The following is a 25070-nucleotide window of genomic DNA, read 5'->3' as shown; positions in this document are numbered from 1 at the left end:
AAGGCACCCGCCTTCATGAAGGGAGTGCCTGAATAGAGTTAACTTTTGCGTCTTTTGGGACGTGGTTTGGATGTTGCGTTTTTCCGGCGAGCCGGGGAAGCGGTGCGTTTCCGCTGTGTGCCTGTCGTTTTTTTGCGGCGTTTACGCGGGCGAGGTTTCGAGTACTCTTCATAATCAGCGTCGGCTTCGCTGCTGCTGTTTTTATTTTTTCCAAAAGGCAGAATGCCCATCACCAGTTTCATCATCGGGGCCATCTGCTGAATACCGCCAACGACCTTTTGCATTTTGGCCACGCCGCTCATAATGCCGTCAATGCCGCCGAAGCGGTCAATCATGCCTTTTAATTCACCTAAGTTGGCGAGGGAAAAGCCTGAGCTGCCTGAAGAGGCAGGTGTTTGAGCAGGAACGACTGGAGTAACGGGCACGACGTCGCTTCCATAAAGCCCTCCGCTGGGTGCGCCCTGCCCATAGGGCACAAGACCGGAGGCTTCAACCTCGGCGAAGCCCGGGTAAGTCGGATGAACACCAGGGTACATCGGCTGGATCTGGGCTTCATTGAGAGAGCGTGGCACATTTCCATACGGTGCATAGGCTGAGGTTCGAGCCTGCTGCTGGCCTTGAGGAGCTGGACGTTGCCGTGTTCCTGGCGGGCGATGATAGTAATGCTGTGGCATGAACGATCACGTTCCTTTTATATTAGATTTTTCGGAATTGCGTTCCACCGAGAAATCAATCTTGTGAAACTCATATAATAACAAGCAGGGTGGAACTCCCTTTTGATATACTGTATGTCATTCGCGGAGAGGCGGCGTAGGCGGGTATCACGGAAAACGGGATATTTGCGGAAATGGGCGCAAATCATACCAGAGTCTATAAGATGGTTTTCAGGAAGAAAAATGAATTTTGGACACAAATTTGTAACAATTAACAGGTATAAAATCCTAGATAAATAATCGGAGATGTTCCCCCTAAAGAGGCGATTATCGCAGTTTATATGCTCGTTGTCCGCCTGTGGAGGACAATAGTATGTTTTGTAAGCGGTAACATGTGTTTTTGTTCTGTAGTGCGTGAAATCGTTAACGCTTGAAATACCAACTCAGGCTAGGTACAATGGATGTACACAGTAACCGCTAGGGGATGATGATAAAATGCAGCTGAAAAAGCTAAATGATAAAAGCATTGAACAACTATTTGAGGCAATCCTGACACTTAAGGATATTGAAGAGTGTTATGTCTTTTTTGATGACCTCTGCACCGTGAACGAGATCCAATCCATGTCCCAGCGGCTGGAAGTGGCACGTATGCTTGGCAAAGGCAACACGTATAACCAGATTGAAGCAGAGACGGGCGCGAGCACGGCTACGATTTCGCGTGTTAAACGTTGTCTGAATTACGGGAATGACGGTTATAAAATGACGCTGGAACGCCTGGGGCGCTAAGTCATGAAGAAGCCGGGTGTACTCATCATTAGTCACGGTTCTCAGGAGAAAACCTGGGTAGAATCCGTCGATGACGCGATTTCCCGGTTGAATCTGCCTGATCCGTTACCTGTTGAAGCCGGATTTCTGGAATTGGTGGATGGACGTTTAATTCAGGACGGTATTAACCGACTGGAAGCGCTAGGTGTAACGGATCTGTTGGTTGTACCGCTATTTGTTTCCTCTGGCAGCACCCATGTGGATGAGATCGAGTATGCAATCGGGGCGAAGGATGCACCTGAGCGTGAAACCGATCTTGAACCATTTGAGGTGAAGGCGCGGGTACATTTTGGCTATCCGGTAGATAATGATCCTGATATTGCGGTGATGGTATGGGACAAAGTCCGGTCATTATCACAGCAACCTGAGCAGGAAACGATTTTGCTTGTCGGACATGGCAGTATCCATGATGGATTCCGCCAGCGCTGGGAAGCGGGTATTTCTTCGCTCGCGGAACGAGTGCAGCAGATCAGTGGCGTTGCTCATACAGACTATGCATTGCTTAATCCGGAAAGTGTATATGATAAGGCGAAATACTGGTCCGAAGAGCGCGGCAGTCGCGTAATTGTGGCACCGCTGTTTTTGAGTGCCGGTTATTTTACCCAGCATGTTATTCCAGGTCGGCTTAAAGAGTTGGAATATGCATATAGTGGGGAAACGTTGTTGCCTCATCCTTTGCTTGGACAGTGGCTGGAACGCCAGATTCAGTTTTTGCTGGAGAAGTGTGATGGGGCTGTAAAAAGTTAAATAGCATTAAAGTTGGATTCTACTTTAAATTCATTCATGATAAAAAACGGCAGAGATGCCGTTTTTTTTTGTTTTATTGCGGCCTTTATTTCGCTCTACAGGCCACATGGAGAATATAAAACTCTCTTTACAGCGGAGAATTTGTTTGATAAGATGTGCATGTCTTAATTGTTAACCATAAAAATTATTTTGGTTAACAATTAAAATTAATTAGATGATTTTGATGGAAAGGAGCTGCACGATGACACCATATGAACGGCTTGTAGCCTTAGACAAGGCTCATGTCTGGCATCCTTTTACTCAAATGAAGGATTACAACCAGTCTGATCCCCTAATCATTGAACGAGGCGAAGGTGTTATGTTGTATGACGTACAGGGGAGGGCTTACTACGATGGTTTTTCTTCGGTTTGGCTTAATGTGCATGGGCACAATGTGCCGGAGCTGAATGAGGCCGTCACTGCACAATTGGGACGAGTAGCACATTCCACACTGCTTGGCATGGCTAATATCCCTGCAATTGAGCTGGCCGAGAAACTTGTAGAGATTACACCTCACGGATTGACGAAAGTATTTTATTCTGATGCAGGCGCAACCGGGGTGGAAATTGCAGTCAAAATGGCTTTTCAATATTGGATGAATCTCGGGAAGACCTCCAAAACCAAATTCATCACCATGAATCAGGCTTATCATGGGGACACCATTGGCGCAGTGAGCGTAGGTGCCATTCCGTTGTATCATGATGTATTTCGACCGATGCTGTTTCCGTCTTATGTCATCCCCTATCCATACGCTTATCGACATGAGAGTGGTGCACATGGAGCAAAGGAAGCTACCCTGTCTGAGCTACGCAAGATTCTTGAAACGAGTCCACATGAAATTGCGGCGATGATTGTCGAGCCGATCGTTCAAGGCGCAAGTGGCATCATCGTTATGCCCGAAGGCTGTCTGCGCGAGATGGCGACATTATGTCGGGAGTATAACGTACTGTTTATCGCTGACGAGGTGGCTACAGGCTTTGGGAGGACAGGCATGATGTTTGCTTGTGATCATGAAGAAGTGTCCCCTGACCTGATGGTAGTTGGGAAGGGGCTGACTGGCGGTTATTTGCCTGTAGCAGCTACACTGGCAACCGAAGAGGTGTATCGTGCTTTTTACGCGGATTATGAAAAGCAGAAAACGTTCTTTCACGGTCATTCGTTTACAGGTAATCCGCTCGGGTGTGCAGTCGCGCTGGCAAGCCTGAAACGATTTGAAGATCACCATATGTTAGAGTGTGTAAAGAGGAAAGCACTGTTGGTTGAGCACCAACTTCGTGCCATTCAGGATGCTCCGCATGTCGGAGAGATCCGGCAAAAGGGACTGATGGTGGGCATTGAACTGGTGAAGGACAAGTCCACCCGGCAAGCGTATGAATGGGCAGAACGCATCGGCGTTCGTGTAACCGGGCGTGCCCGGGAACTGGGGATGCTGACGAGACCCTTAGGCCATGTCGTGGTGTTCATGCCTCCGCTTGCCAGCACCGATGCAGAACTGGATGCGATGACCGATATTCTGATGAAAGCCATTATCGATGTCACCGAAGGTGGGCGGTAGAGATGAATGGAACACAAGGGTTATTCGTAACAGGTACCGATACGGGTGTAGGCAAAACGGTAATAACAGGTGCGCTTGTTGCCGCGCTTCGTGCGGAAGGGGGAAACGTCGGCGTTTGGAAACCGGTCCAGACCGGTGGATTTGCGGGTGAAGGCACAACAGATGCAGAGCTTTTGCTGAAATACACGGGGATGGATTCGGACGCGGAGGATATTGCCTCGTTTACATTTGAGGCTCCACTTGCACCCATGCTTGCTGCAAAACAGACGGGATTGAACATTACGTTACAGGATATCCTCAGTGCCGGGGAATCGATACTTCATCGATATGATTCCGTTTTTATTGAAGGGGCAGGCGGAGTAGCGGTTCCAATAACGAAAGATGCCCTGACAACTGATCTGATAGCCGAACTTCAGACTCCGGTACTAATCGTTGCAAGATCAGGGCTAGGTACGATCAATCATACGTTGCTTACGATGGAATACTTAGAGCGCCGCGGAATTTCAATTCTAGGTTTCATTCTGAATGACGGTCTCTCAGGTGAGTTGTGCCTTGACCCAAGCTTGGAGACAAACGGGAGAATCATTGAACAATACAGCGGCATTCCTTGTCTGGGACATTTTCCCGAGCTTACAGGAGAGATTGAGTCCAAGAGGTTAATCCATACGGTTCAGGCAACGATCAACCTTTCTCCCGTCAGAGATGCTTTGACCATTCAGAAAATGGAGGAATATCGATGAATATGAGCATAGCTCCTAAAGATACAGACTGGGTATCCCTTGCCAGAAAATCTTTGAAAGGCGAATGCCTGACAGTAGAGGAAGGGGTTGCTGTTCTGGATGCGGCTAATGATGAGGTACTGCCACTCCTGCATGCGGCTTATCTCGTAAGAAAACACTTTTATGGCAATAAAGTAAAGCTGAATATGATTATCAACGCCAAGAGCGGGTTGTGTCCGGAAGATTGCGGGTACTGCTCTCAATCCATCCGATCCAGCGCATCTATTCCGAAATACAGTCTGCTAGATAAGGAAACGCTGCTGGCAGGTGCACAGGAAGCAATGGCTCGCCAAGCGGGTACATATTGTATCGTTGCATCAGGAAAAGGACCGACAAATCACGAACTGGAGCAGGTCATCGACGCTGTAAAAGAAATCCGTGCAACGCTACCCCTTAAAATCTGTGCTTGCCTTGGCATCTTAAAGGAGGGGCAGGGAGAACGTTTGGCTGAAGCAGGGGTGCATCGTTACAACCACAATCTGAATACAAGCCGAGATAACTATCCGTCTATCACGACAACACATACGTATGACCAGCGGGTTGAAACTGTAGAGAAGGCCAGAACTTCCGGCATGTCTCCTTGCACCGGTGTTATTATCGGCATGGGCGAGAGTCAGCGAGACATTGTAGGGATGGCTTTTGCACTGCGAGAGCTTGATGTGGATTCGATTCCGGTTAACTTTTTAAATGCAATCCCCGGTACACCTATGGAAGGGGCTTCACGTACAACGTCGATGAGAGCGCTTAAGGTTCTGGCATTATTTCGATTGATCTGTCCATCCAAAGAAATTCGTGTAGCAGGAGGGCGTGAGATTAGTTTGCGTTCATTGCAACCTTTGGCGCTGTATGCGGCCAATTCGATCTTTGTGGGGGATTATTTGACGACAGTAGGTCAGGACATTACGAATGATCATCAGATGATTGAGGATTTGGGGTTTGAGATTGAACTCAATGCTTTGCAGGGTGGTGCCGATAAATATGAACTGGATGGAAAATGAACTTGAGAAACTGGCTCACGCCTCAAATCAACGTCATTTACGCGATAGTACTAAGTCTCCTGAACGTCCTGGTCATATTGTAAGAGGAGGGAATAGCTTACTTGATCTGGCTTCCAATAACTATTTGGGACTTGCAGGGCATCCTGATATTATTCAAGCCATTTGTGAAGCACTTCAGGTTGAAGGTGCAGGCTCCGGTGCTTCTCGTTTTGTCACGGGTAATGGTTCAGTATACGGCCGTCTGGAAGCAGCGCTGGCGTCTTGGCAGCAGGCGGAAGCCTCTCTTGTTTTTGCCAATGGTTATATGGCGAATTCAGGTGTCATTGCAGCGCTTACGGGGCGAGGAGATATCGTTTTTAGCGATCAGTACAATCATGCCAGCATCGTTGATGGTGCTGTGTTAAGCCGTGCGGATCATGCCAGATATCGGCATAACGATCTGGAGCATCTGGAGGCTCTGTTGCACAAACATCGGGACAAAGGGCGTAAGCTGATTGTCACGGATGCACTGTTTTCCATGGATGGGGATCGGGCACGGTTGCATGAACTGGTGAAACTCAAACGGCGATATGACGCTATGCTGATGGTGGATGAGGCACATAGTGGAGGTGTTTACGGGGAAAAGGGAGAAGGGCTGTGTCATGAGTTGGGACTGCATCGCCATGTAGATGTGCATATCGGGACATTCAGCAAAGCCTTCGGTATATATGGAGCTTATGCATCTGGTAACAACGTATTAATACGATATCTTATGAATAAAGTCAGACCGCTTATCTATTCTACGGCGCTTCCACCTTCGCTTTTGACAGGAATTATGACGGCATTACAATTGGTACAGACGGAGCATTGGCGCCGTAATCATCTCCGTTCGACCAGTGAAATGTTTCGTTCCGCATTGACGAATGCAGGATTCCATGTAGGGGAAGGAGATTCGCCAATTGTGCCGATTATGGTTGGTGACAATGAACGTGCACTTCGATTCAGCGAAGCTCTGGAAGCGGTCGGCATTGCAGGGATTGCCATTAGGCCGCCTACGGTGCCAGTCGGCACAGCACGAATTCGTTTTTCTGTATCGTCGGCGCATACGTTTGATGAGTTGAGGCAGGCGAGTGCTCTCATTAAGAAAGTTGGAGATCAGCTCGGGGTGCTCAGATCATGAACAATCGGAATGAATACATGCGACGAGTAGAGCAAAAAGAAAAAGGGACGATTTTATGGTTAACGGGCTGGAGTATGACAGATGCTGTGTTTGACTTGCTGCGGGAACGTTTGCCTGATTATCAACATCTTTCTCTCGATTACAGTGCTGTAAGTACTCCCGAAGACATGCTGGACATCGTGGAAACAACCGCTAAGTGGTTATCTCGGGCAGTTGGGTCTGGTCGATTGCATGAGGGCGCTACTCATGGTGATATCGGCATGCCGGAACTGTTCCACGTGCTGAAAGGGGCTTGCGGAGAGAACGTGCCTCGCGCCCCGCTACTCATCTCGGGCTGGTCTATGGGAGCGGTACTTGCTCTTGGACTGGCAGCCAAAGGTTATGCCGATGGGCTGGTGTTATTTAGTGCAACGGCACGTTTTGTTCGGGATAAGAAGGAACTGAGCCTTGGTGTGCACGATGCGTACGTCAGGCAGATGATGCGAGACATAGCCAAGGATTATCAGCCAGACGTGGAGAGTCGTTTTCGCAAAATGATGTTTACGGCACGGGAGGGGGAAATGGGGTATGCTGACCGCCTGCTCCCTGCTGGTTGCTGGACACCAGAAGCGCTACTGGCAGGGCTTCAGATTTTACGTTATGAGGATCATTTGCCCGATCTTGCTCGAATCGATTGTCCAGTCCTTTTATTCCACGGGCATGAGGACAAAATTTGTCCATATGATGCAGGGGTGGAACTATTGGATCGGTTACCGCGAGCTAGGTTAGTGACGCTGAACGATAGGGGACATGCAGTTTTTCTGGGTGAGGAAGTCAGAATTGAGAAGGAGTGGAGGAGGTGGTGGCATGAGCATAAGCAGGAGTTGGGATGAAAATAGAACGAGCTTCGACAGTAGCATCCAAGTTCAGCGGCGTTTCAATCGTAACGCATCTTCTTATGATGCACATGCCCACGTTCAGCGAAGGATGGCCGCTCAGCTCGCAGAGATTGTTGCACATGGCAAGAACAATACGCTCAGCCATTCACTGAATTTTCTTGAAGTAGGCTGCGGTACAGGTGTTTTGACTCAAATGATTGCCCGTGATTGGTCCGATGCCAGTATTACGGCCTTGGATATTGCACCCGAAATGATTCGTCTGGCATCCCGGCGTGTAAAGCATGCTGAAGATGGAAAAGGTACGGCAGAAGGAATTCGTTTTGTGCAGGCTGATATTGAAAGGTGGGTTCATGAAGTCCCTTCATGCTCGGTAGATATCATCGTTTCCAATGCTTGTTTTCAATGGTTGCGTCATCCTCAACGGACCTTGACCGGCTTGAAACGTATACTCCGTCCAAGAGGCAGGCTTCTGTTCACCACTTTTGGGACGGACACTTTTAGGGAGATGCATGAGGCATTTCATGAGGTATATCTAGCCTGCGGAATGCAACCGCAGCGACATGGACTTTCGTTTCATTCGGCTGACGAGTGGAGAGTTATGCTGGAGAGATCAGGTTTTACGAGTTATCGGGAGAAGCGTTTGGTTCATATCGAGAGATATGCTTCAGCAAGAGATTTTCTGCACTCGGTAAAAGGCATGGGGGCCAGCGCTTCGGAAGCGGTTGAAGTACCAGAGGTTAGTCTACGAACTCTGTTTACCCAGATGTACAAGGTGTATGAAGATAGGTTTAGTGTCAGGGCAGCAGGAGGAGTTCGGGCGACATATGACCTCTTGTTCATTGAAGCTGCCATTTCAGATATGAGTGCGATATGAAGCAGCATACGCGGCATATTATACAGATAAATCCCCTCCAGGCGGCTTATCAGCCATGAAGGGGATCTATTTTTTTATCCAGCCAACTATCTAAACCAGGCTTTATTTAGATTGTTCGCAAAGTTGTTATCGTTAAATGGTACATTGGCACTGCCAAAATCCGTTGTATTCAGGGCATTACGCGCAGCTGGAGTCAGATCGTCCCAACCGATTAGCGGCTGAGTTCCACCAACGACGTTGGTTACACCAAGCTCGTGGTTGAGCGGCCAGGTGCTATTATAGGAGATTTTCGGATGATCGCCCTGCATGTTACTGTTGCTTGGGGCCACTTTGGTGAACTGCCCGTGACCTGAATAGGCGATAGAGAGTACTTTCGGATTGGCAACCGCCGGGTTGTCTACCCATACGACGATGCCTTCCCAGTCATGCCGATGTCCAAATCCCGGAGATGGGTTGTCTTTAGGGAAGTACCATGCGTACATGATCGCCCATACGCCATTATGCCAAGCAGAACGGGAGTAGACCTGACCCAGATTGGAGCTGCATCCGCCATTGTGTGATCCGGACGTTGCCAAACCTGCGCTGGTGTTGCCTTGTGCATCAACGGCTGGGAAAGGCACGCATCCATGATAGACCTTCAGAAAAGGTTGAAAACGTTTGGCTGTGATTTGCGTGGCTGTTACGGGTGTGACTTCTTGAAAACCGACGACCTGGTCATGATTAATGACGGCTGCTTCCGCAACGGTGCCTATCGGTAAATAGGCGAGGAGGGTAACCATTAGCATCAGTACCAGTTTTTTGGTTTTTTGCATTGTGCAATTCTCCTTTGTAAACGTAGTAGAGTGAAGTCAGTTATGTATGGAAGCGTTGTGTATTTCAATTCTACTGGAAATATATTGATTCAGGTTATATTTTTATATTGAGATATGTAAATTTGCTGTATATTTTTGTCATACTATATTTATATGTAGACAGTGGAAAGTACCAAGATTAATTCCTGTGCAAGCGGGCAGAATGGAAGATCAGTGGTTTTTTTGCCAAAGTAGATGGAGAGAACGGTTTCAAGATGACTTTGACTTGTTTATTAGGGTAAGGGACTTTGGGTGTTAGGGTTTATGCAAAAATCACGGCTGGAATAGGCTAGGACATCTTTACATTTGATGATATGATAGAAGCAATAGCTTTAGGAATGGGACGTCATTCCTCTGGCATAGTTATATATAGTGTTTGGGCAGGATTAACGAAAGTGCATGGTTGTGTTAATTGAAATGATGCCCCTTGGTGGACTGATGCAGCGTAAGAAGATGAGGTCATTCGGACTCATGGATAATGTGGAATAGGTGGCGTATCAGATGAAAAAAGCTCGATTAATATATAATCCGACTTCAGGCCGGGAAGAAATGAAGAAACGTCTAGCTGATATTTTGCAACGTTTGGATCAGGGCGGTATTGAGGCCTCGTGTCATGCTACAACGGGGGAAGGTGATGCAACCCGGGAAGCGGAACTGGCGATTGAACGCGGTTATGACATGATTATTGCTGCCGGTGGAGACGGTACGCTGTATGAGGTCATTAATGGTATGGCTGAGCGGGAGAACCGTCCTCCACTGGGGGTGTTTCCTTTGGGAACGACCAATGATTTTGCGCGTGCGCTCGGCATTCCGAGACAATGGGAAGATTATGTGGACCTGGTCATTCAGCAGCAGACGCGCCCACTGGATCTCGGCAAGGCAAACGATAGGTATTTTATCAACATCGCCGGTGGTGGATCGTTAACTGAACTGACCTATGAAGTACCAAGTCGTCTGAAAACGATGATCGGGCAACTGGCCTATTATATGAAGGGGATTGAGAAAATGGCAAGCCTGTCCCCGCAGGAATTAATCATTCGTGCGAATGGCCAGGAAGAAATTCATGATGAATTCATGCTGTTCCTGATTGCAAATACAAATTCCGTTGGCGGCTTTGAAAAGCTAGCTCCAGGGGCAACCATTGATGATGGGTTGTTCGATGTCATTGGTGTACGCAAGTGTAATCTGGCGGATATGATTCGTCTTGTTACTTTGGCGCTACGCGGAGAGCATCTGAACGACAAAAAGGTCGTACATTTCCAGACGGATCATATGGAGGTCACTTCACCAGGCTATGTGCAACTTAATCTGGATGGGGAACTGGGCGGTACGCTGCCAGCAACGTTTACGAATCTAAAACATCATCTGCAGCTGTTCCATCGGTAAGTTTTACATTAAAATAACGTCTCTGAGATTCGTTAGAATTTTGGAACGTTATTTTTGGCGTGAAGAAGGAAATTCTTTTATTAACTCAAATTCAGCTCACCGTCATTGCAGGCGGTGTACTATATAAGAAAGAAGTGAATGTACGTTGTCTAATACGAACCGCAGCGGTCGTGGAAAAAACCGCCGGAATTCGGCTGCTCCTCAGGGGAAAGGGAAGGCTTCAGCTTCCCGTCAGTCAAGTCAATCGACTCAATCAACCCGTCCATTTTCAAGTCAGTCAGGTAAAGAGGTGCGGCCAAACGGTGCATCTCTTTCTGGTGCGCGTTCCAAAGGCAGAGCACGTGAATCCGTAGCAATCGAAGGATTACCCGTGAGCAAAAATGAAGAAACCGTCATTGAGATCATTGGCATGAACCATGACGGCGAAGGTGTAGGCCGAGCGGATGGATACACATTATTCGTGCAGGGTGCTCTTCCAGGGGAAACGGTGCGCGTGCGCGTCCTGAAAACCAAGAAGCAATATGGCTACGCCAAGTTGCTGGAGATTGTCAAAGCCAGTCCGGACCGTGTATCCGCACCATGTCCGATCTACGATCAATGTGGTGGCTGCCAGATCCAGCATATGAGCTACGCTGGTCAACTGGCGTGGAAACGTCAGCTTGTGATCGATAATTTGCAACGGATCGGGAAGTTGAACGTGTTGGTGGAGGATGAGACGAACGAAGAAGATACAGAACACGCGATTCGTGTTTTGCCAACGATGGGCATGGACGAGCCGTGGCGTTATCGGAATAAGGCACAGGTGCCGATTGGGGTAACCGAAGGCGGTTTGGTGGGTGGTTTTTATGCCAAAGGAAGTCACCGAATCATCGACATGGAGACCTGTCTTATCCAGCACGAGCACAATGATGAAGTCGTGTCGAAGGTGAAGGAGATTGGTAGCCATCTCGGCATCAGTGCATACAACGAAGAAACAGGCCGCGGCCTGTTGCGTCATGTCGTGGTGAAAAAAGCGTTCCGTACAGGCGAGATGATGCTCGTTCTGGTGACGAATGGCCGGGATATTCAACACCAAGATGAGTGGATCGGCAGTATCCGTGAAGCGATCCCTCAAGTGGCGAGCATCTGTCAGAACGTGAACAAAAAGCAGACGAACGTGATTTTCGGTGATGAGACCCGTGTGCTTTGGGGCCGGGATGTAATCTACGATTATATCGGGGATGTGCAATTTGCAATCTCTCCGCGTTCGTTCTACCAGGTCAATCCGGTGCAGACCGAAGTACTGTATGGAAAAACGGTAGAATACGCCGGGCTGAGTGGAAAAGAAACCGTAATTGATGCCTATTGCGGCATCGGAACGATCTCTCTTTTCCTGGCGCAGCATGCGGATCAGGTGTACGGGGTAGAGATTGTACCCGAAGCCATTGAGGATGCGCGCAGCAATGCGATGCTGAACGAGATGCGTAACGTCAAATTCGAAGTTGGCGCCTCCGAGGACGTGATTCCCCGCTGGAAAGAACAAGGCATTGAAGCCGACGTCATCGTCGTCGATCCTCCGCGCAAAGGCTGCGACCCGCGTCTGCTTGATACCATCCTGGAGATGAAGCCGGAACGCGTGGTGTACGTGAGCTGTAATCCGAGTACGCTGGCACGTGATTTAAGAGTACTGGAGGATGGCGGCTATCGCACTGTGGAGGTAACGCCGGTGGATATGTTCCCGCATACGGTGCATGTGGAGTCGGTGGCGATGTTGGTTAGGATTAAAGAATAAGCAGAAGGGTTCGAGAATTTGTAAAAAATTCTCGAACCCTTCTGCTTTAATTTCAATTCGATTAATGGGTCGGTGCAAGATCTCTGGAGTCAACTCCCTGGAGGACAAAAATTGCTTCGAGAAGTTGTTTGAATTCGGTGAACAGGATGACAAAGCATTTACCCCTTTTCAGAATGAGGGGTTGAATTTTTCCTCCATGACCAGGCCACCACCGGAATAAGCAGCAAGGACATCAATCCTCCAGTAAGAGAAAGCATGGAATAGCCAGCGCCAGCCATAACCATGCCTGACAAAGCGCCGCCGGATGCGCCGGCTAGCGCAATCAGCACATCAATCGTGCCTTGTGTCTTCGCGCGAACATTCGGCGTTGTGGAGTCGATAATGGCTGCCGTTCCGCTAATCAGTCCAAAGTTCCAGCCTAGGCCGAGAAGCGCCAACGCTACAATAAGTAAGCCCATGGATTCACCTGGTGCAAAAGCTGCGCTCAAACCTGCCAGCAGCAGCGTTACGCCCGATGCATAGGACATAAAGGTACGGCCAAGCTTATCCACCAGCACGCCAGTCAGCAGGGAAGGCAAATACATGAATGCGATATGGATGCCAATCACCAGACCTGCATCTCCAAGCCCATGGCCATGTTGCTTCATATGTACGGGCGTCATAACCATGATCCCCACCATTACGATTTGGGTAAGCACCATAACTGTTGCTCCTACAATAAGTCCTGTTCGGTTATGGGTGCTCTCTGAGTCGCTTTCGTTTCGCTTCACCTGAAGATTTTGGTCGGCTTTCACCTGCGTGCTTTTATACAACCTTTCCTCTTCGTCAATCGCCTTGGCAACGATAAACGGATCAGGACGAAGAAACAGCAGCAGTACCAGACCCGCTATCAAATAGGCTGCTGCAGCTACAATAAACGGCCCCGACAAAGCAGGAAGACCGATGGAGATCGCCATGCGACCAGTCGGCTCTACCAGATTGGGACCTGCCACCGCACCAATCGTCGTAAACACCAGCGCTGTACTGATTGCTTTGGCCCGCTGATTCGGCGGCGCCAGATCCGTACCCGCGTATCGGGCTTGCAGATTAGTTGCCGTGCCCGCTCCGTAAATGAACAGGGACACAAATAGCAGCGCTATTTGATCCCAAAGAGCGGCAAACACAACGCCAGTCGCTCCAGCTCCGCCCGCTATAAATCCAGCGGCCAGCCCGACTCTGCGTCCGAATTGCTGTGACAACCTTCCCACAATAAGCGCCGCCGCCGCAGAGCCCAGTGTAAACAAAGCTGCGGGAAGACCTGAAAGGCTGTCGCTACCTAGCATGTCCTGCGCAAGTAGCGCTCCAACAGTAAGCCCGGCAGCCAGCCCCGCTCCTCCGAATATTTGTGAGATAACAACAAGCCATAACGTTTTTTTATACAGTTGCTTCTGCTTCTCCGGCGATTTTAAATACTCATTTACTCTGTCAGAGCGGCTTTTTTGCCGTTTCGGAGCCATTGATGTGTGGTGATTCATATGCATCCTCCTTTTCGGCACCCCTGCCGCTATCCAGATCATCTTAATCCAATGTCTGAATTATAGCGATATACGCCATCTCTCTTCAATCCCTCAAAGTTGGGATAGCTATTTCAAACCTTTTAGTGATTCGATCATAGCGATACGGGACATTTTTCATATTGCGGGGCGTTTTTTCTACAATAAGGTTATTGATCGATGCCTAACATCTAGGAAGGCTGAGAAACAGCCAGATGACAAATGGGATTCCAGAAGGCCTCAACGGGCTTTTTCAAAACTGTTGACAATTGGCATATATGTAATTATATTTAATATATCAATCAATTAGTGCTGTAAATCACTAGTGTAAACGCTCTCCAAGCAAAAAATTACGCAATATAGTTCGATCCCGTCCAGGAAGAAAATGGAGAGGTGATGGGGGACTTCGTCCCGGTTTTGTACACGCCCTGTCCATTTACAAGCGACATTTCTCGTAGTTTTGTAGAGCATTTTCAGCAACGCTTCATTGCTTGGGAAAATGCTTTTTTCTTTAGGCTTTGCGAAGTTGACGGTGGAAACCCTCAATTATTTCCGTCGTTGTACTCTTCGCGTCAAGCTTTTTGTGTCCTGCATCGTGTCATACTCCGCCTCCAACATGAATTGCAGTATCTCTGCATACAACTCTATAAATAACTCTTTCAGTGCAACTTCACCTTTTCTATATTTATGAACTTATTCTTCTTCACAATCAATTTCACTTGCTCATCACATATACAATCCTCTTTAATCAGCCTTTTTCTAAAGATTATCTAACGGGGGAAACATGATGTCTAAAACAATAGAATTGATCTTGAGAGATGAAATTTTTGCTGAGCTGGACATCGAGTATCCGGAAAACCACGATACCCGTTTGTTGGACCAAGGAATCGATTCAGTAGGCTTCGTCAAGCTTATTGTTTTAGTGGAATCGAAGTTTAACATCTCGATCCCTGATGAAGATCTGTTATTTGAGAAGTTCTCCACGGCTGGATTAATCCTTAATTATTTGACTGAGAAAACGCTATGATGACGGTCATTCAGCGTCTATTTCTGGAGGCCTCTGATCGCCAAGATCATATTATCCTTGAAGATCTTAAGCAGCAATGGACTTACGCAGAGATGATGACAGAAGCATACTTGATTGCTTCATACATCCGCAAGAATTTTAAGCTTGAGCCCGGAAGTCATCTTGCATTATACACAAATAACGAGCCCTTGTTCATTTTTGCGGCGCTTGGCATTCAATTCGGCGGTTATGTGTTAGTACCGGTTCCTTACTCGGCATCCAATACCGAAATTGAAAATATTTTATATGCCAGTGATGCCAAACTGGTTATCAGCAAATCTGCACAGCCTGCACATTTAAATTGCGACATTCCTTGGGTTACCGCTCAGGATGTATCGCAAGAACCCATGCCTTCGTTCGAATCGATCTCGTTAACCAATCAGTCTGATCCCAACCAATGTGCGATTCTCCTTCCTACATCGGGCACAACCGGAAAATCTAAAATCGTTATGTTATCCCATTGGAATGTATTAACGAATGCGCTCGCACATGGCGAAAAGGTGGGGTATACGAATCAGGATTCGTTTCTGGTAACGATGCCCGTTCATTTCAGTTCTACGATTGTCACGCAATTGATTTCTTGCATGTTATATGGAACCCGAATTACACTTATCAGCTTACCCTTGCTGCCGCGCACTGCGTTTAAACTGTTTCAGAATAAGGCGGTCACGGCATTCTCAGCGGTGCCTACGCAATTGATGCACTTTGTTTCCGATTTCCAACAGACAAAGAACTGGAGTGCCTTTGATTCCATTGAATTTATTGTAATTAGCGGTGCGGCGACTCCCGCGAAATTAGTAGGCCATCTTCAGACTGTATTTCCTCACGCGGACATTATTCAAACCTATGGATTAACCGAAGCTTCTCCGCGGGTGAGCATGATGGAACGGGGAGAGCGCTGCTTATCCTGTGGATCACCCGTCAATGACGTTTCTATTCGTCTTGTTGACGAAGAAGAGAATGAGGTTAAGGGAGCAACGATCGGAGAAATTTGGGTAAAGGGCCCGAATGTGATGCTTGGTTATTACAAAAACCCGGAGTTAACGAAAGCTACCATTGTCGAGGGTTGGTTAAAGACTGGAGATTTGGGATATTGGAATGAATCAGGATGTCTTATACTCACAGGCCGAAAGAAGAATATCATTATATCCGGCGGTATCAATATCTATCCGGAAGAAATCGAGGAATTTTTGTACGGCATGAAAGAAGTGGAGGAGGTCATGGTTGTTGGTGTGCACGATGATCTGTTAGGCGAAGTTCCCGTCGCGTTTCTGAAACTTTTTAATGACTCCCTGATTGATACAGATGTACTGACACGATATTGCAACTTGCATTTGTCATCGTATAAAGTGCCTAGACAGTGGAGGATTATCGATAACATTCCAAAAACAAAAACAGGAAAACTGGACAGGGTAAGTACCAAGCGCTTATTGCTAAATGAGATATACTGATTCGGAATCTTTGAGCTATTTAACCAAATAACCAGGGGTGAACGAAAAGTTGAAGAATTCAACTCAAACATTAGGCAGAGAAATATTGCCGGTCAGTTATCCGATGATTACAACCTATACGCAACATGCTCATCTCTTGTCCATACTTACCCATTACGAGTGCGCACACCCATGGGTATTTAATAATTATATCCAATTGTTTATTAACAAAGATTATAAACATCATTGGGGGGATTTTTATTTCCCTGTGACTTATGAGTTGCGGCCTTCGGACGCGTGCAAATGGATTACGACTCAAAAGATACATAGAGATACGGTAACAACGAAATGGGACTCTGTTATTCATTTTATTATAGAAAATATTAATGCGAATAACTATGTCCACACGATGATCAATTATTTCTACGTGCCCCTAAGCGATCGCTACAATAAACTTCAATTGCACCATGACATATTTGTTTACGGCTATGATTTGGATAGAGAAATATTGTATGTTTCCGATTTTTTTAAGAACGGGGTGTATAGTCAGGCTGAGATATCATTTAATGATTTCAATCTTGCGTTCGAGACTAATCATCTAACAACGAATCATGATTATCTAAACGAAATGGTTTATCTGTATACATTCAATGATCAATATCGGGATAAATTCAGTGCAGATACCCTAGTGAACTCTATCAGAAATTATTTCACTAGCAAAACGCCGGAGTATTGGGAGATGTTCAACTATGGGGGCGACAGGGATAATCTTGACTTCGGCATGCAAATATACACAACTCTAATAAATTATGCGAAAGAGACATCGGAACATAAGTCCAAGCTTGATATAAGACCCTTTCATTTACTTTATGACCATAAGAAGATCATGACGCTAAGACTCAAGTACTTGTACGATAATCGGCATTTAATTGAATTAAATCAAGAGCATATAGATGAATTCACAGCCATTGAACTTAAAGCAAAGATACTTGTGAATCTAGCGATTAAATATAATTTGACAAGGGATACGAATATTTGCGAAAGCTTACAAACGCTGATTACGAATATAGAAAATGAAGAATCCATATTCCTTGAACGATGGCTGAAGAAGATAGACATTCAGTAATGTTGAGTGATCAGGGCATTTTTTGGAGGGAGTGATGCCGGGATTATAATCGTTGCGATACAGCGTATTGAGTAATCCAAACCGTTGCCCTTGTCTTAAAGCTTCCGTTTGCTGACAGTCTATTTCCTTCTTGTCTTTCAGGCGATCCGCATGGCTTCAAGCGCTTTTTCCGGTACAACCACAACAAATCCACTCACCCAAGAATCTCTCCTAGTATTTTACCCGACATCTTGTGATTCATGCCACAGAACCATACCTAACAGACAGACGAGAAGTTTTCAGTATATCGACGATTTGCTGGAAGGGGTTATAAGATTTCTGGGCATCACGTATGAACAGCCTGTCAATTTGGGAATACGCAGGAACTTGCCCTCCTTGAATTCTCGCAAATTTTTGAAAGAACTCCATGAGGCACTCGCTAGAACGATCCAGTATTACCAGGTTCAATATATCCATTACACGGGAGGTACCTATGCAAGAACAGATCATAGCGATGATAAGTGAAGTCAAGGATGACGCCCAGCTGGAAAACAGCTTGAACGGGCATTCCAGCATCATGGAAGACGGGGGAATGGACTCTTTACAGCTCATTACTTTCTTATTGAAGGTGGAGGAGCACTTCGGTATTGAGATCGATTTCGAACAATTCGACTTCGATTGCATGGAATCGGTTACAATCTTCTGCAATTATATCTCGGAACTGCAGAAGACGGCATCTGCATGAACGATAGACGCAAGTTCGAGCTCGTTATCGGGACATTTGACGCGGAACGCTTCTGGCGCGACCCTAATCAAGCCAAACTGCCGTCGTTTAACGATCCTCAAATGGAGAATGTCGTGATGGCCATGGATGAGTTGCTTTTCCCATTTTGCGGGGAGCAGGATAGGCTTATTACCCGTTATCGAATGAACGCTTCTCATAAAGCGTATTTGCATGAGATCGGATTCCGATTTCTGTCCAATTCAACCGATCTTGAGAGTCCTGATGCAGGAAGCGCAGGCAGAACCGCCAATATATTCGACCTGCTCACCGCAACTGATCATGTGGGTGACATAGATCCAGACTGGCTGAACGGCTCCCGGTTATCGCCTTTTGCGGTCATTCCGGGAGCGGACCGTGCTGCCGCGCGTTTCGGGTTGGAACAGAATTGTCCAGCTGTCGAGACGGTTCAGACGGTTAATTCTAAGCTGTATTCAACCGAATTGAACCGTCGCCTTGGGCTTCGGTGTGACAGCCAGACGGTCTATTCCCACGAAGAGCTGCTGTCAAGCGGCTTGGCTCTGCTGAAACAAGGCCCCTTTCTGATCAAAGATGAGTTTGGGGTATCCGGGAAGGGAAATTTGCTAATCGAGTCGGAAGCAATTCTGCGGCGGGTCACATCCTATCTTGCCGATCAGTGCGGAAAGGGAAGAACGGTTCGGTTTATTATTGAGCCGTTCCTCTTCAAGGAGCTGGATTTCTCTTGCCAATTCCACATTGATCCGGACGGTACGTACCGGCATGTCTCTGTGCAGCAATTGGTCAATCACGATTTCGCTTACCAAGGCTCCTATACAGCCGATGACAGGCTGCTTCAAATGCTGCACGAAGCGGAGTACTTTGATGTAATGAAGCTGGCGGCCCGCGAGCTTTACCAGTCGGGTTATCACGGCGACGTATGTATCGATTCGATGTTGCTAAGAGACGGACGCATCGTTCCGATTGTTGAGGTCAATGCCAGAAGATCGATGAGTCTGATCAAGCATTACGTTGATCGGTACCTCGAGAAGCACGATACGGCCGGCAGTATGACACATGCGACCTTACAGTTTGCAGGGGATGTATCATTCGATCAATTGCTGGAATCGCTGGACCGCGAGGGTGTTCTATATAAGCCTGATCAAGGGTTTGGCATGCTACCGTTAAGCGCGAATACGCTCTTTATTAACAAGGTCGTCAGCGAGTGCAAGAGGAACCGGAATAAGCAAGTGAAGGGCAGATTGTATTATTCGCTGATCGAGGGGACAGGGGATAACGAACGTTTGTCCGCGAAACTTAAGGAGGTTCTGTTGTCGTTATCCTTCAAGATCGCCCGCTGATGCATTCCGAAGTGCTTGAAACCATGGATGGAGGAAGAGAGTTTATGGGGAAGCGGAAAGTAACGATTCTATGCTCGGGTTTCGGTCTGGGATTTTATATTCCCGGACTGTTAGCTGCAAGTGAGTTCGGGAAAAGGGATATCGCAACCGAAGTGCTCGTGTTCGAAAGCTATTTGGAGCATGACAAGAGGGAGCATATTGCAGACAGCAGGACGGCGTACCACAATAATTTCGCACTTGCCAATTTTTCGGCCCGAATGCCGATGGATATCCGCAGTAGTATAGATTACGCCCAGGTTGAGCTATTGCTGGAGACATGGAAAGCGGAAGAACGCTACGAATTCATATCGCTGTCCGGACACTGGATCTATATTCTGGATTTGTATAGGGAGAAGATGTTGCCGAATCCAATTCATGTAGACCTGCTCTACGTCGATTCAGATTTGGCCCCGTCCTGGAAGAGCCTGAAGAAGTTTCATCCCCTATATGACGAGCATTACTACAATGCTTGTCTCTATGACACCGAAAAGATGGCGATTCGATACGAAATCCCGGTTCTTCATGGTACGACACTGCCTTTCGAATCAAGGAAACGGCGGCTTGTTGTTCATGGCGGCGGCTGGGGGATGGGCACTTATCAAAGTACAATTCCAGAGCTTGCCGGCCATGACTATGGGCTTGATATTGTAGCTTACGACTGGAAGGAAGCGAAGCCCGATCCCGATCACCGATATTGGATGAACGATCCGGAATGGTGTTCATGGGTGAAGAGCGCGACCGGCCTGCACGAATTTCCGCCATATATTGAAATAGCGGGAGAAGATACGAATTCATACACTGCTGAGGCTGATCATCATTGGTTATTTGACGTTGCTTCTGAGGCGATGGCTATCGTGGCCAAGCCGGGAGCGGGCACATTGATCGACTCGCTTGCCACCGAAACCCCTCTTATTCTTCTGGAGCCGTTCGGCAGTCATGAGCTTAGCAATCTGGAATTGTGGGAGTCGCTTGGGTTCGGAATACGCTACGAGAAGTGGCGAGAGATGGATTTTTCTGTAGATATCCTTAAGGAGATGCATCAAGCTATTGTAAACAGACCTGGTGAACGAACGAATTATGTGGATCACTATTGCTCAAGGGTTGCGTTAACGAAGACGTAAGATATCAATGGCAGAAGGGGTAATGCAATGAGCTTAAGTAAATTGAGTGTTGCCAAGGATACGGTAAGCTATCCGAGATGGATCGTCTTGCAGCTGCTGGAGGAGTGCAATTTACGATGTAAGATGTGTTATGAATGGGGACTAGAAGGGCCTTACAAAAGCAAAAAAACATTAGCGCAGCTGGACCCGGAGCTGATCAAAAAGATCATCGTCGAGTGCAGCCCCGGCAAGCCGTATTACGATTTTTTCGGCGGCGAGCCGCTGATGTACCCTTGGCTGAGCGACATTCTCGCCATGATCAATCATTATGGAAGCATCGCGGACTTCCCCACGAACGGCACACTGCTTGAGAAACATGCCGAGATGCTAGTTGAGACTCCGCCAAATAAGATCTGGGTGTCGCTCGACGGCCCTGAGGAAATCAACGACAGGCAGAGGGGCAAAGGCGTATTCAAGAAAGTAATCAAAGGAATCGAGAAGCTCTATGAGCTCCGGCAAAGCAAAGGCAAGCAATTTCCGAAGATGGGTGTATCCTTTATCATTACGCCCTTGACCTATATGTACGTCGAGGAATTTTTCTTTAAGCATATCGACTTGTCCATGTTGGATCATATCAGCATGGAAGTGCAGCTCTATGCCACGGAAGAGCAGTATTCCCAATATGAGGAGGTTCTTCGTGAGGAATTCGGCGTGCATGAAGCTCCCTATGCTAAGGGGATGGTCTGGCAAGACAACGGTTCGTTCAGCCAGATCGATATTCCCGAATTGACGAGACAGCTCAATAATGTTAAAGATTATTGCTTGAAAAATAATATCGATGTGATTACCTATCCGAAGACGATAGATGAACAGAACTTGCACAACTATTTCTCGGGACAATTCCATCAGATGGCGGATAAACGAAACCGTTGCTCTCTTCCGTGGACTTATGCGGAGATTACGGCAAGGGGCGACGTTTCGCCCTGTCATGCCTTCTATGATTTGACCTTCGGCAACGTGAACGAAGAGAATTTGATGGATATTTGGCGCAGTGACAATTACAAAGAGTATCGCGCGTATATGAAAAAAAATATGCTTCCGATTTGTACGGCTTGCTCAAGGTATTATATCTACTGATTCATGTGAATAACCTATTACGTTTAAGAAGGGTGTGTTGATATGAATCCGAAATCCGAGATTAAGCATTCCGCAAAGGATCTGCAAATATTGAAACGTACGATCAAGAATACGATGGAAACCAAGCGGAACATGGAGAAAATAGCGGGTTACGCGACACCGTTGCCAGAGTCGGTCGGGATTAAACTGACGAACCAATGCAACTTGCGCTGCAAGCATTGCTATCAATGGAACGACACCGGCTACCATCACTTCATGACACCGGAGCAGCAACGCGAACAGCTCGACTACGGGCTGCTGGAGAAGGTAATCCTTGAGACGGAACCAGCCAAGTCGAGACTCTATATCTGGGGCGGCGAGCCGCTTGTATATAGCCATTTCGACCGTTTGGCCGATTTGCTTGAAGCCCATCCTCGCGAGACGACGATCTGCACGAACGCGGTGCTGATCGAGCGAAAGCTGGACGCCTTGCTGAGAATCTCCGACAACCTGGAGCTGCTCATTGCGCTTGATGGATTCGAAGAAGAGAATGATGCGCTTCGCGGCAAAGGGGTATTCAACAAGGCGATAGATGCGATCCGGAAGCTGGTCGAGTTGCGCAAGGAAAACCGGTTCAGGGGCAAAATTACGATCCATACCGTCGTTAACGATGGTATGACTGACAAGCTGTACGATCTGCTGGACTTTCTGGAGGGCGTCGGTGTAGATATGGTCATGGTCTGCTTCCCGTGGTACATCTCGGACGAATGCACGCAGGGAATGGACAATTACTTTGACGAGAAGTTCGACTTCCTTCCGGCGAGCGAGCACAAGGGCGAACGAAGCTGGCACGCCTTTAACTACAAGCTCGATCCGGAGCGTATCCCTGCTTTGATGAGCGAGTTGGACCGGGTGAATCATCGGGTCTGGAAAATGCGTTTACGCTACCAGCCGAATCTGGATCATGACCAGATCGAAGATTTCGTGCTCGGCAAAGAGGTGAGGGGTAAAGGCACGATGAACAAGAAGTGCCTGGCCCTTTCGAATCGGATGGACATTACGCCCGATGGAACAATTATCGCATGCAAATTTTTCAAGGAGTTCGAGATCGGCAAATTACATGATACGTCTGTACAGGAATTATGGCATAGTATGACCTACAGAAGGATAAGGGAAATGATGGATGAACGACTGACACCGGCTTGTTCCAAGTGCAGTGTCTTGCATTTGCACGGTGTATAACGATTCTAAATTCACATAAATGAGGTGCGCAAGTGAGTATTATCCAGATGGAGGGGTTATCCAAAAGCTTCAAGTATTACGAGAAAGAACTGGGGCTCAAAAAATCGCTCAAAAATTTAGTGAGGCGGAAATCACTAATCAAAGACGCGGTTAGCGAAATATCACTTGTAATCGAGCAGGGTGAGATGGTCGGATTTTTAGGCCCGAACGGTTCCGGCAAAACAACTACGCTTAAGATGCTGTCCGGCATCTTGTATCCGACAAGCGGGCAAGCGACGGTATTAGGCTATGTCCCTTGGGAACGAAAAAAAGAATTCAAGATGCAGTTCTCGATCGTGATGGGGCAGAAATCACAGTTGTGGTGGGATTTACCGGCGAACGAATCGTTGTACCTCAACAAATGCATTTACGAGGTCGAGGATAAGCCCTACAACCTTGTTCTGGATGAGCTTACGGAGATGCTTGACGTTAAAGATCTTCTCAATATTCAGGTGCGGAGACTCTCGCTCGGGGAACGGATGAAGATGGAACTTATTGCGTCGCTTATCCACCGACCCAAGGTGATTTTCCTGGATGAGCCTACAATCGGACTTGATCTGATCTCGCAGAAGCGTATTCGGGAGTTTCTGAAGTATTATAACGAGCAGACGAAGGCAACGGTCATTCTGACAAGCCACTACATGGCGGATATTGAGGATCTATGCAAACGAGCAATCATCATTAATCAAGGGAAGATCGTATACGACGGCGATCTTCGGCGTGTGAACGAGCTGTTGCATGCCAAAAAGATTATCAAGCTGCAATTTACGGATGAAGTGCCGAGGCAAGCGCTAAGCGACTATGGCACGATTACTCAACATGACGGCATGAATGCCGTCATGGAAATTGATAAGCATGACCTCCAGCGGCTTTCCAAAATGATACTGGACCGGTTCCCGATCCTCGATTTCACAGTTGAAGACATACCTGTCGAGCGAGGCATCGAAAGCTTATATCAGAAAGATGGGGTAAGAAATGAAAGCCTTGCAGAAATATAAAAGGACGTACATCCTTGCGCTTCAGAACGCGATGGAGTACCGGACCGATTTCCTGATGGGCATTATCAGCGGCGGCTTTATCATACTCGTGCAATGCTTCCTCTGGACAGCCGTGTTCCGTAGTTCGCCGCAAGAGATTATTAACGGCTATACGTATTCACAGATCATCATTTATTCCGTGTTGTCCGGTGTCGTCTCCAAGCTGGTTTCTGCCGGCTTCGAAGGGGAGATCGCGAATGACATCAAGACGGGCGGATTAAGCAAATTTATTGCTCAGCCCATTCATTATTTCAGCTATCGGATATGCAATTTCTTCGGTGAGAAAACGGTTCAGACCGGGGTCGTGCTTGTCTTATTCGTCATAATGATGACCGTGTTTATTCAGATTTGGGGGTTTCCGCTTAGAGTGGGGCAGATCGTTATGTTCCTGGTCAGTATTTTGTTCGGAATGCTCATCAACTTCCTGCTTTTTTATTCGATTAGTGCGCTCGCGTTCATCATTACTGAGGTTTGGGGCGTGTATATCGCGTTCAACCAAGGCGTCTATCTGCTCAGCGGCGCCATCTTTCCGCTTAATATTTTCGGAGATACGTTTGCCACAATCTCCAGCTATTTACCGTTCCAGTATGTCGTATTCTTCCCGGTTAAGATCATCCTCGGGAGCTTGGCGGTTCATGAGATCGTGAGCGGGCTCCTCTTACAGGCCGTTTGGGTAACGGTGCTTTTGGTCATATCCAAGTTGGCTTGGGATTCCGGGATGAAGAAATATGTAGCCGTTGGAGGTTAGG

At 47.4% G+C, this 25070-nt stretch carries 23 protein-coding genes; 20 read left to right on the top strand and 3 right to left on the bottom strand.

The features are described from left to right. Positions 1 to 38: 38 nt before the first annotated feature. A complete protein-coding gene (locus FS818_RS25090) occupies positions 39 to 674 on the bottom strand; it encodes a tyrosine protein kinase (protein WP_145335781.1) in 636 nt (211 codons plus the stop codon). A gap of 474 nt (positions 675 to 1148) precedes the next feature. Here FS818_RS25090 and FS818_RS25085 point away from each other — a divergent pair, with 474 nt between their 5' ends. The 8 genes from FS818_RS25085 to bioC all read left to right on the top strand — a co-directional run bounded on the left by FS818_RS25085 (position 1149) and on the right by bioC (position 8507). Further along, positions 1149 to 1439 (top strand): YerC/YecD family TrpR-related protein, encoded by a 291-nt coding sequence (locus FS818_RS25085; protein ID WP_017690665.1) that lies wholly within the window; start codon positions 1149 to 1151, stop codon positions 1437 to 1439. A 3-nt stretch (positions 1440 to 1442) separates the two neighbouring features. Continuing rightward, a complete protein-coding gene (locus tag FS818_RS25080) occupies positions 1443 to 2225 on the top strand; it encodes a sirohydrochlorin chelatase (protein ID WP_145335779.1) in 783 nt (260 codons plus the stop codon). Positions 2226 to 2466: 241 nt separating this feature from the next. Then, entirely contained in the window at positions 2467 to 3819 is a 1353-nt protein-coding gene (gene bioA, locus FS818_RS25075; RefSeq protein ID WP_260989967.1) for an adenosylmethionine--8-amino-7-oxononanoate transaminase, read from the top strand. A gap of 2 nt (positions 3820 to 3821) precedes the next feature. Next, positions 3822 to 4559: a dethiobiotin synthase gene (gene bioD, locus FS818_RS25070; protein WP_145335777.1), complete on the top strand. Its 738-nt coding sequence runs from the start codon at positions 3822 to 3824 to the stop codon at positions 4557 to 4559. Positions 4560 to 4561: 2 nt separating this feature from the next. Beyond that, positions 4562 to 5596 carry a biotin synthase BioB gene (gene bioB / locus FS818_RS25065; RefSeq protein ID WP_145335878.1) on the top strand — a complete coding sequence of 345 codons (1035 nt, stop codon included), beginning with the start codon at positions 4562 to 4564 and terminating at the stop codon, positions 5594 to 5596. Next, on the top strand, positions 5577 to 6755 hold the full coding sequence (gene bioF, locus FS818_RS25060; protein ID WP_186331851.1) for an 8-amino-7-oxononanoate synthase: 1179 nt from the start codon (positions 5577 to 5579) through the stop codon (positions 6753 to 6755). The genes bioB and bioF overlap by 20 nt, the downstream gene beginning before the upstream one ends. Then, entirely contained in the window at positions 6752 to 7627 is an 876-nt protein-coding gene (locus FS818_RS25055) for an alpha/beta hydrolase (RefSeq protein ID WP_145335774.1), read from the top strand. Before bioF ends, FS818_RS25055 begins: the two co-directional genes overlap by 4 nt. Further along, on the top strand, positions 7602 to 8507 hold the full coding sequence (gene bioC, locus FS818_RS25050) for a malonyl-ACP O-methyltransferase BioC (RefSeq protein WP_145335772.1): 906 nt from the start codon (positions 7602 to 7604) through the stop codon (positions 8505 to 8507). The genes FS818_RS25055 and bioC overlap by 26 nt, the downstream gene beginning before the upstream one ends. A gap of 86 nt (positions 8508 to 8593) precedes the next feature. Here bioC and FS818_RS25045 read toward each other — a convergent pair whose 3' ends face one another. After that, positions 8594 to 9292: an NPP1 family protein gene (locus FS818_RS25045; protein ID WP_260984807.1), complete on the bottom strand. Its 699-nt coding sequence runs from the start codon at positions 9290 to 9292 to the stop codon at positions 8594 to 8596. Positions 9293 to 9859: 567 nt separating this feature from the next. Here FS818_RS25045 and FS818_RS25040 point away from each other — a divergent pair. Together FS818_RS25040 and rlmD are read left to right on the top strand one after the other, a co-directional pair. Then, the gene (locus tag FS818_RS25040; RefSeq protein WP_145335768.1) at positions 9860 to 10744 is read left to right on the top strand and encodes a diacylglycerol kinase; all 885 of its coding nucleotides are present in this window, start codon (positions 9860 to 9862) and stop codon (positions 10742 to 10744) included. A gap of 355 nt (positions 10745 to 11099) precedes the next feature. Continuing rightward, positions 11100 to 12515 (top strand): 23S rRNA (uracil(1939)-C(5))-methyltransferase RlmD, encoded by a 1416-nt coding sequence (rlmD, locus tag FS818_RS25035; protein WP_397351816.1) that lies wholly within the window; start codon positions 11100 to 11102, stop codon positions 12513 to 12515. A 158-nt stretch (positions 12516 to 12673) separates the two neighbouring features. On the opposite strand, the gene FS818_RS25030 is transcribed toward rlmD, so the two are convergent. Beyond that, entirely contained in the window at positions 12674 to 14011 is a 1338-nt protein-coding gene (locus FS818_RS25030) for an MFS transporter (protein ID WP_145335874.1), read from the bottom strand. Positions 14012 to 14834: 823 nt separating this feature from the next. Between FS818_RS25030 and FS818_RS25025 the strand changes: the two genes are divergently transcribed. The 10 genes from FS818_RS25025 to FS818_RS24980 all read left to right on the top strand — a co-directional run bounded on the left by FS818_RS25025 (position 14835) and on the right by FS818_RS24980 (position 25069). Further along, positions 14835 to 15074 (top strand): phosphopantetheine-binding protein, encoded by a 240-nt coding sequence (locus FS818_RS25025; RefSeq protein ID WP_186375598.1) that lies wholly within the window; start codon positions 14835 to 14837, stop codon positions 15072 to 15074. Beyond that, on the top strand, positions 15071 to 16564 hold the full coding sequence (locus FS818_RS25020) for a class I adenylate-forming enzyme family protein (protein ID WP_145335763.1): 1494 nt from the start codon (positions 15071 to 15073) through the stop codon (positions 16562 to 16564). The genes FS818_RS25025 and FS818_RS25020 overlap by 4 nt, the downstream gene beginning before the upstream one ends. Before the next feature lie 37 nt (positions 16565 to 16601). Continuing rightward, on the top strand, positions 16602 to 17669 hold the full coding sequence (locus FS818_RS25015) for a hypothetical protein (RefSeq protein ID WP_186375597.1): 1068 nt from the start codon (positions 16602 to 16604) through the stop codon (positions 17667 to 17669). Positions 17670 to 18141: 472 nt separating this feature from the next. Beyond that, positions 18142 to 18393: an acyl carrier protein gene (locus tag FS818_RS25010; RefSeq protein WP_145335759.1), complete on the top strand. Its 252-nt coding sequence runs from the start codon at positions 18142 to 18144 to the stop codon at positions 18391 to 18393. Beyond that, complete coding sequence (locus FS818_RS25005; RefSeq protein ID WP_145335757.1) at positions 18390 to 19748, top strand: ATP-grasp domain-containing protein; 1359 nt, start codon at positions 18390 to 18392, stop codon at positions 19746 to 19748. The genes FS818_RS25010 and FS818_RS25005 overlap by 4 nt, the downstream gene beginning before the upstream one ends. Before the next feature lie 44 nt (positions 19749 to 19792). Next, positions 19793 to 20908, top strand: coding sequence for a glycosyltransferase family protein (locus FS818_RS25000; protein WP_145335872.1), 1116 nt, complete (start codon positions 19793 to 19795; stop codon positions 20906 to 20908). A 27-nt stretch (positions 20909 to 20935) separates the two neighbouring features. Continuing rightward, positions 20936 to 22024, top strand: coding sequence for a radical SAM protein (locus FS818_RS24995; protein WP_145335755.1), 1089 nt, complete (start codon positions 20936 to 20938; stop codon positions 22022 to 22024). Between the two features lie 42 nt (positions 22025 to 22066). Then, positions 22067 to 23245 carry a radical SAM/SPASM domain-containing protein gene (locus tag FS818_RS24990; RefSeq protein WP_145335753.1) on the top strand — a complete coding sequence of 393 codons (1179 nt, stop codon included), beginning with the start codon at positions 22067 to 22069 and terminating at the stop codon, positions 23243 to 23245. Positions 23246 to 23277: 32 nt separating this feature from the next. Beyond that, entirely contained in the window at positions 23278 to 24282 is a 1005-nt protein-coding gene (locus FS818_RS24985; RefSeq protein WP_145335751.1) for an ABC transporter ATP-binding protein, read from the top strand. Then, on the top strand, positions 24260 to 25069 hold the full coding sequence (locus tag FS818_RS24980) for an ABC transporter permease (protein WP_145335749.1): 810 nt from the start codon (positions 24260 to 24262) through the stop codon (positions 25067 to 25069). Before FS818_RS24985 ends, FS818_RS24980 begins: the two co-directional genes overlap by 23 nt. The last annotated feature ends 1 nt before the right edge of the window (position 25070 follow it).

It is taken from the genome of Paenibacillus xylanexedens, assembly GCF_007680605.1.
GTDB lineage: Bacteria > Bacillota > Bacilli > Paenibacillales > Paenibacillaceae > Paenibacillus > Paenibacillus xylanexedens_B.
This window is presented reverse-complemented; position numbering and strand designations above follow the sequence as displayed.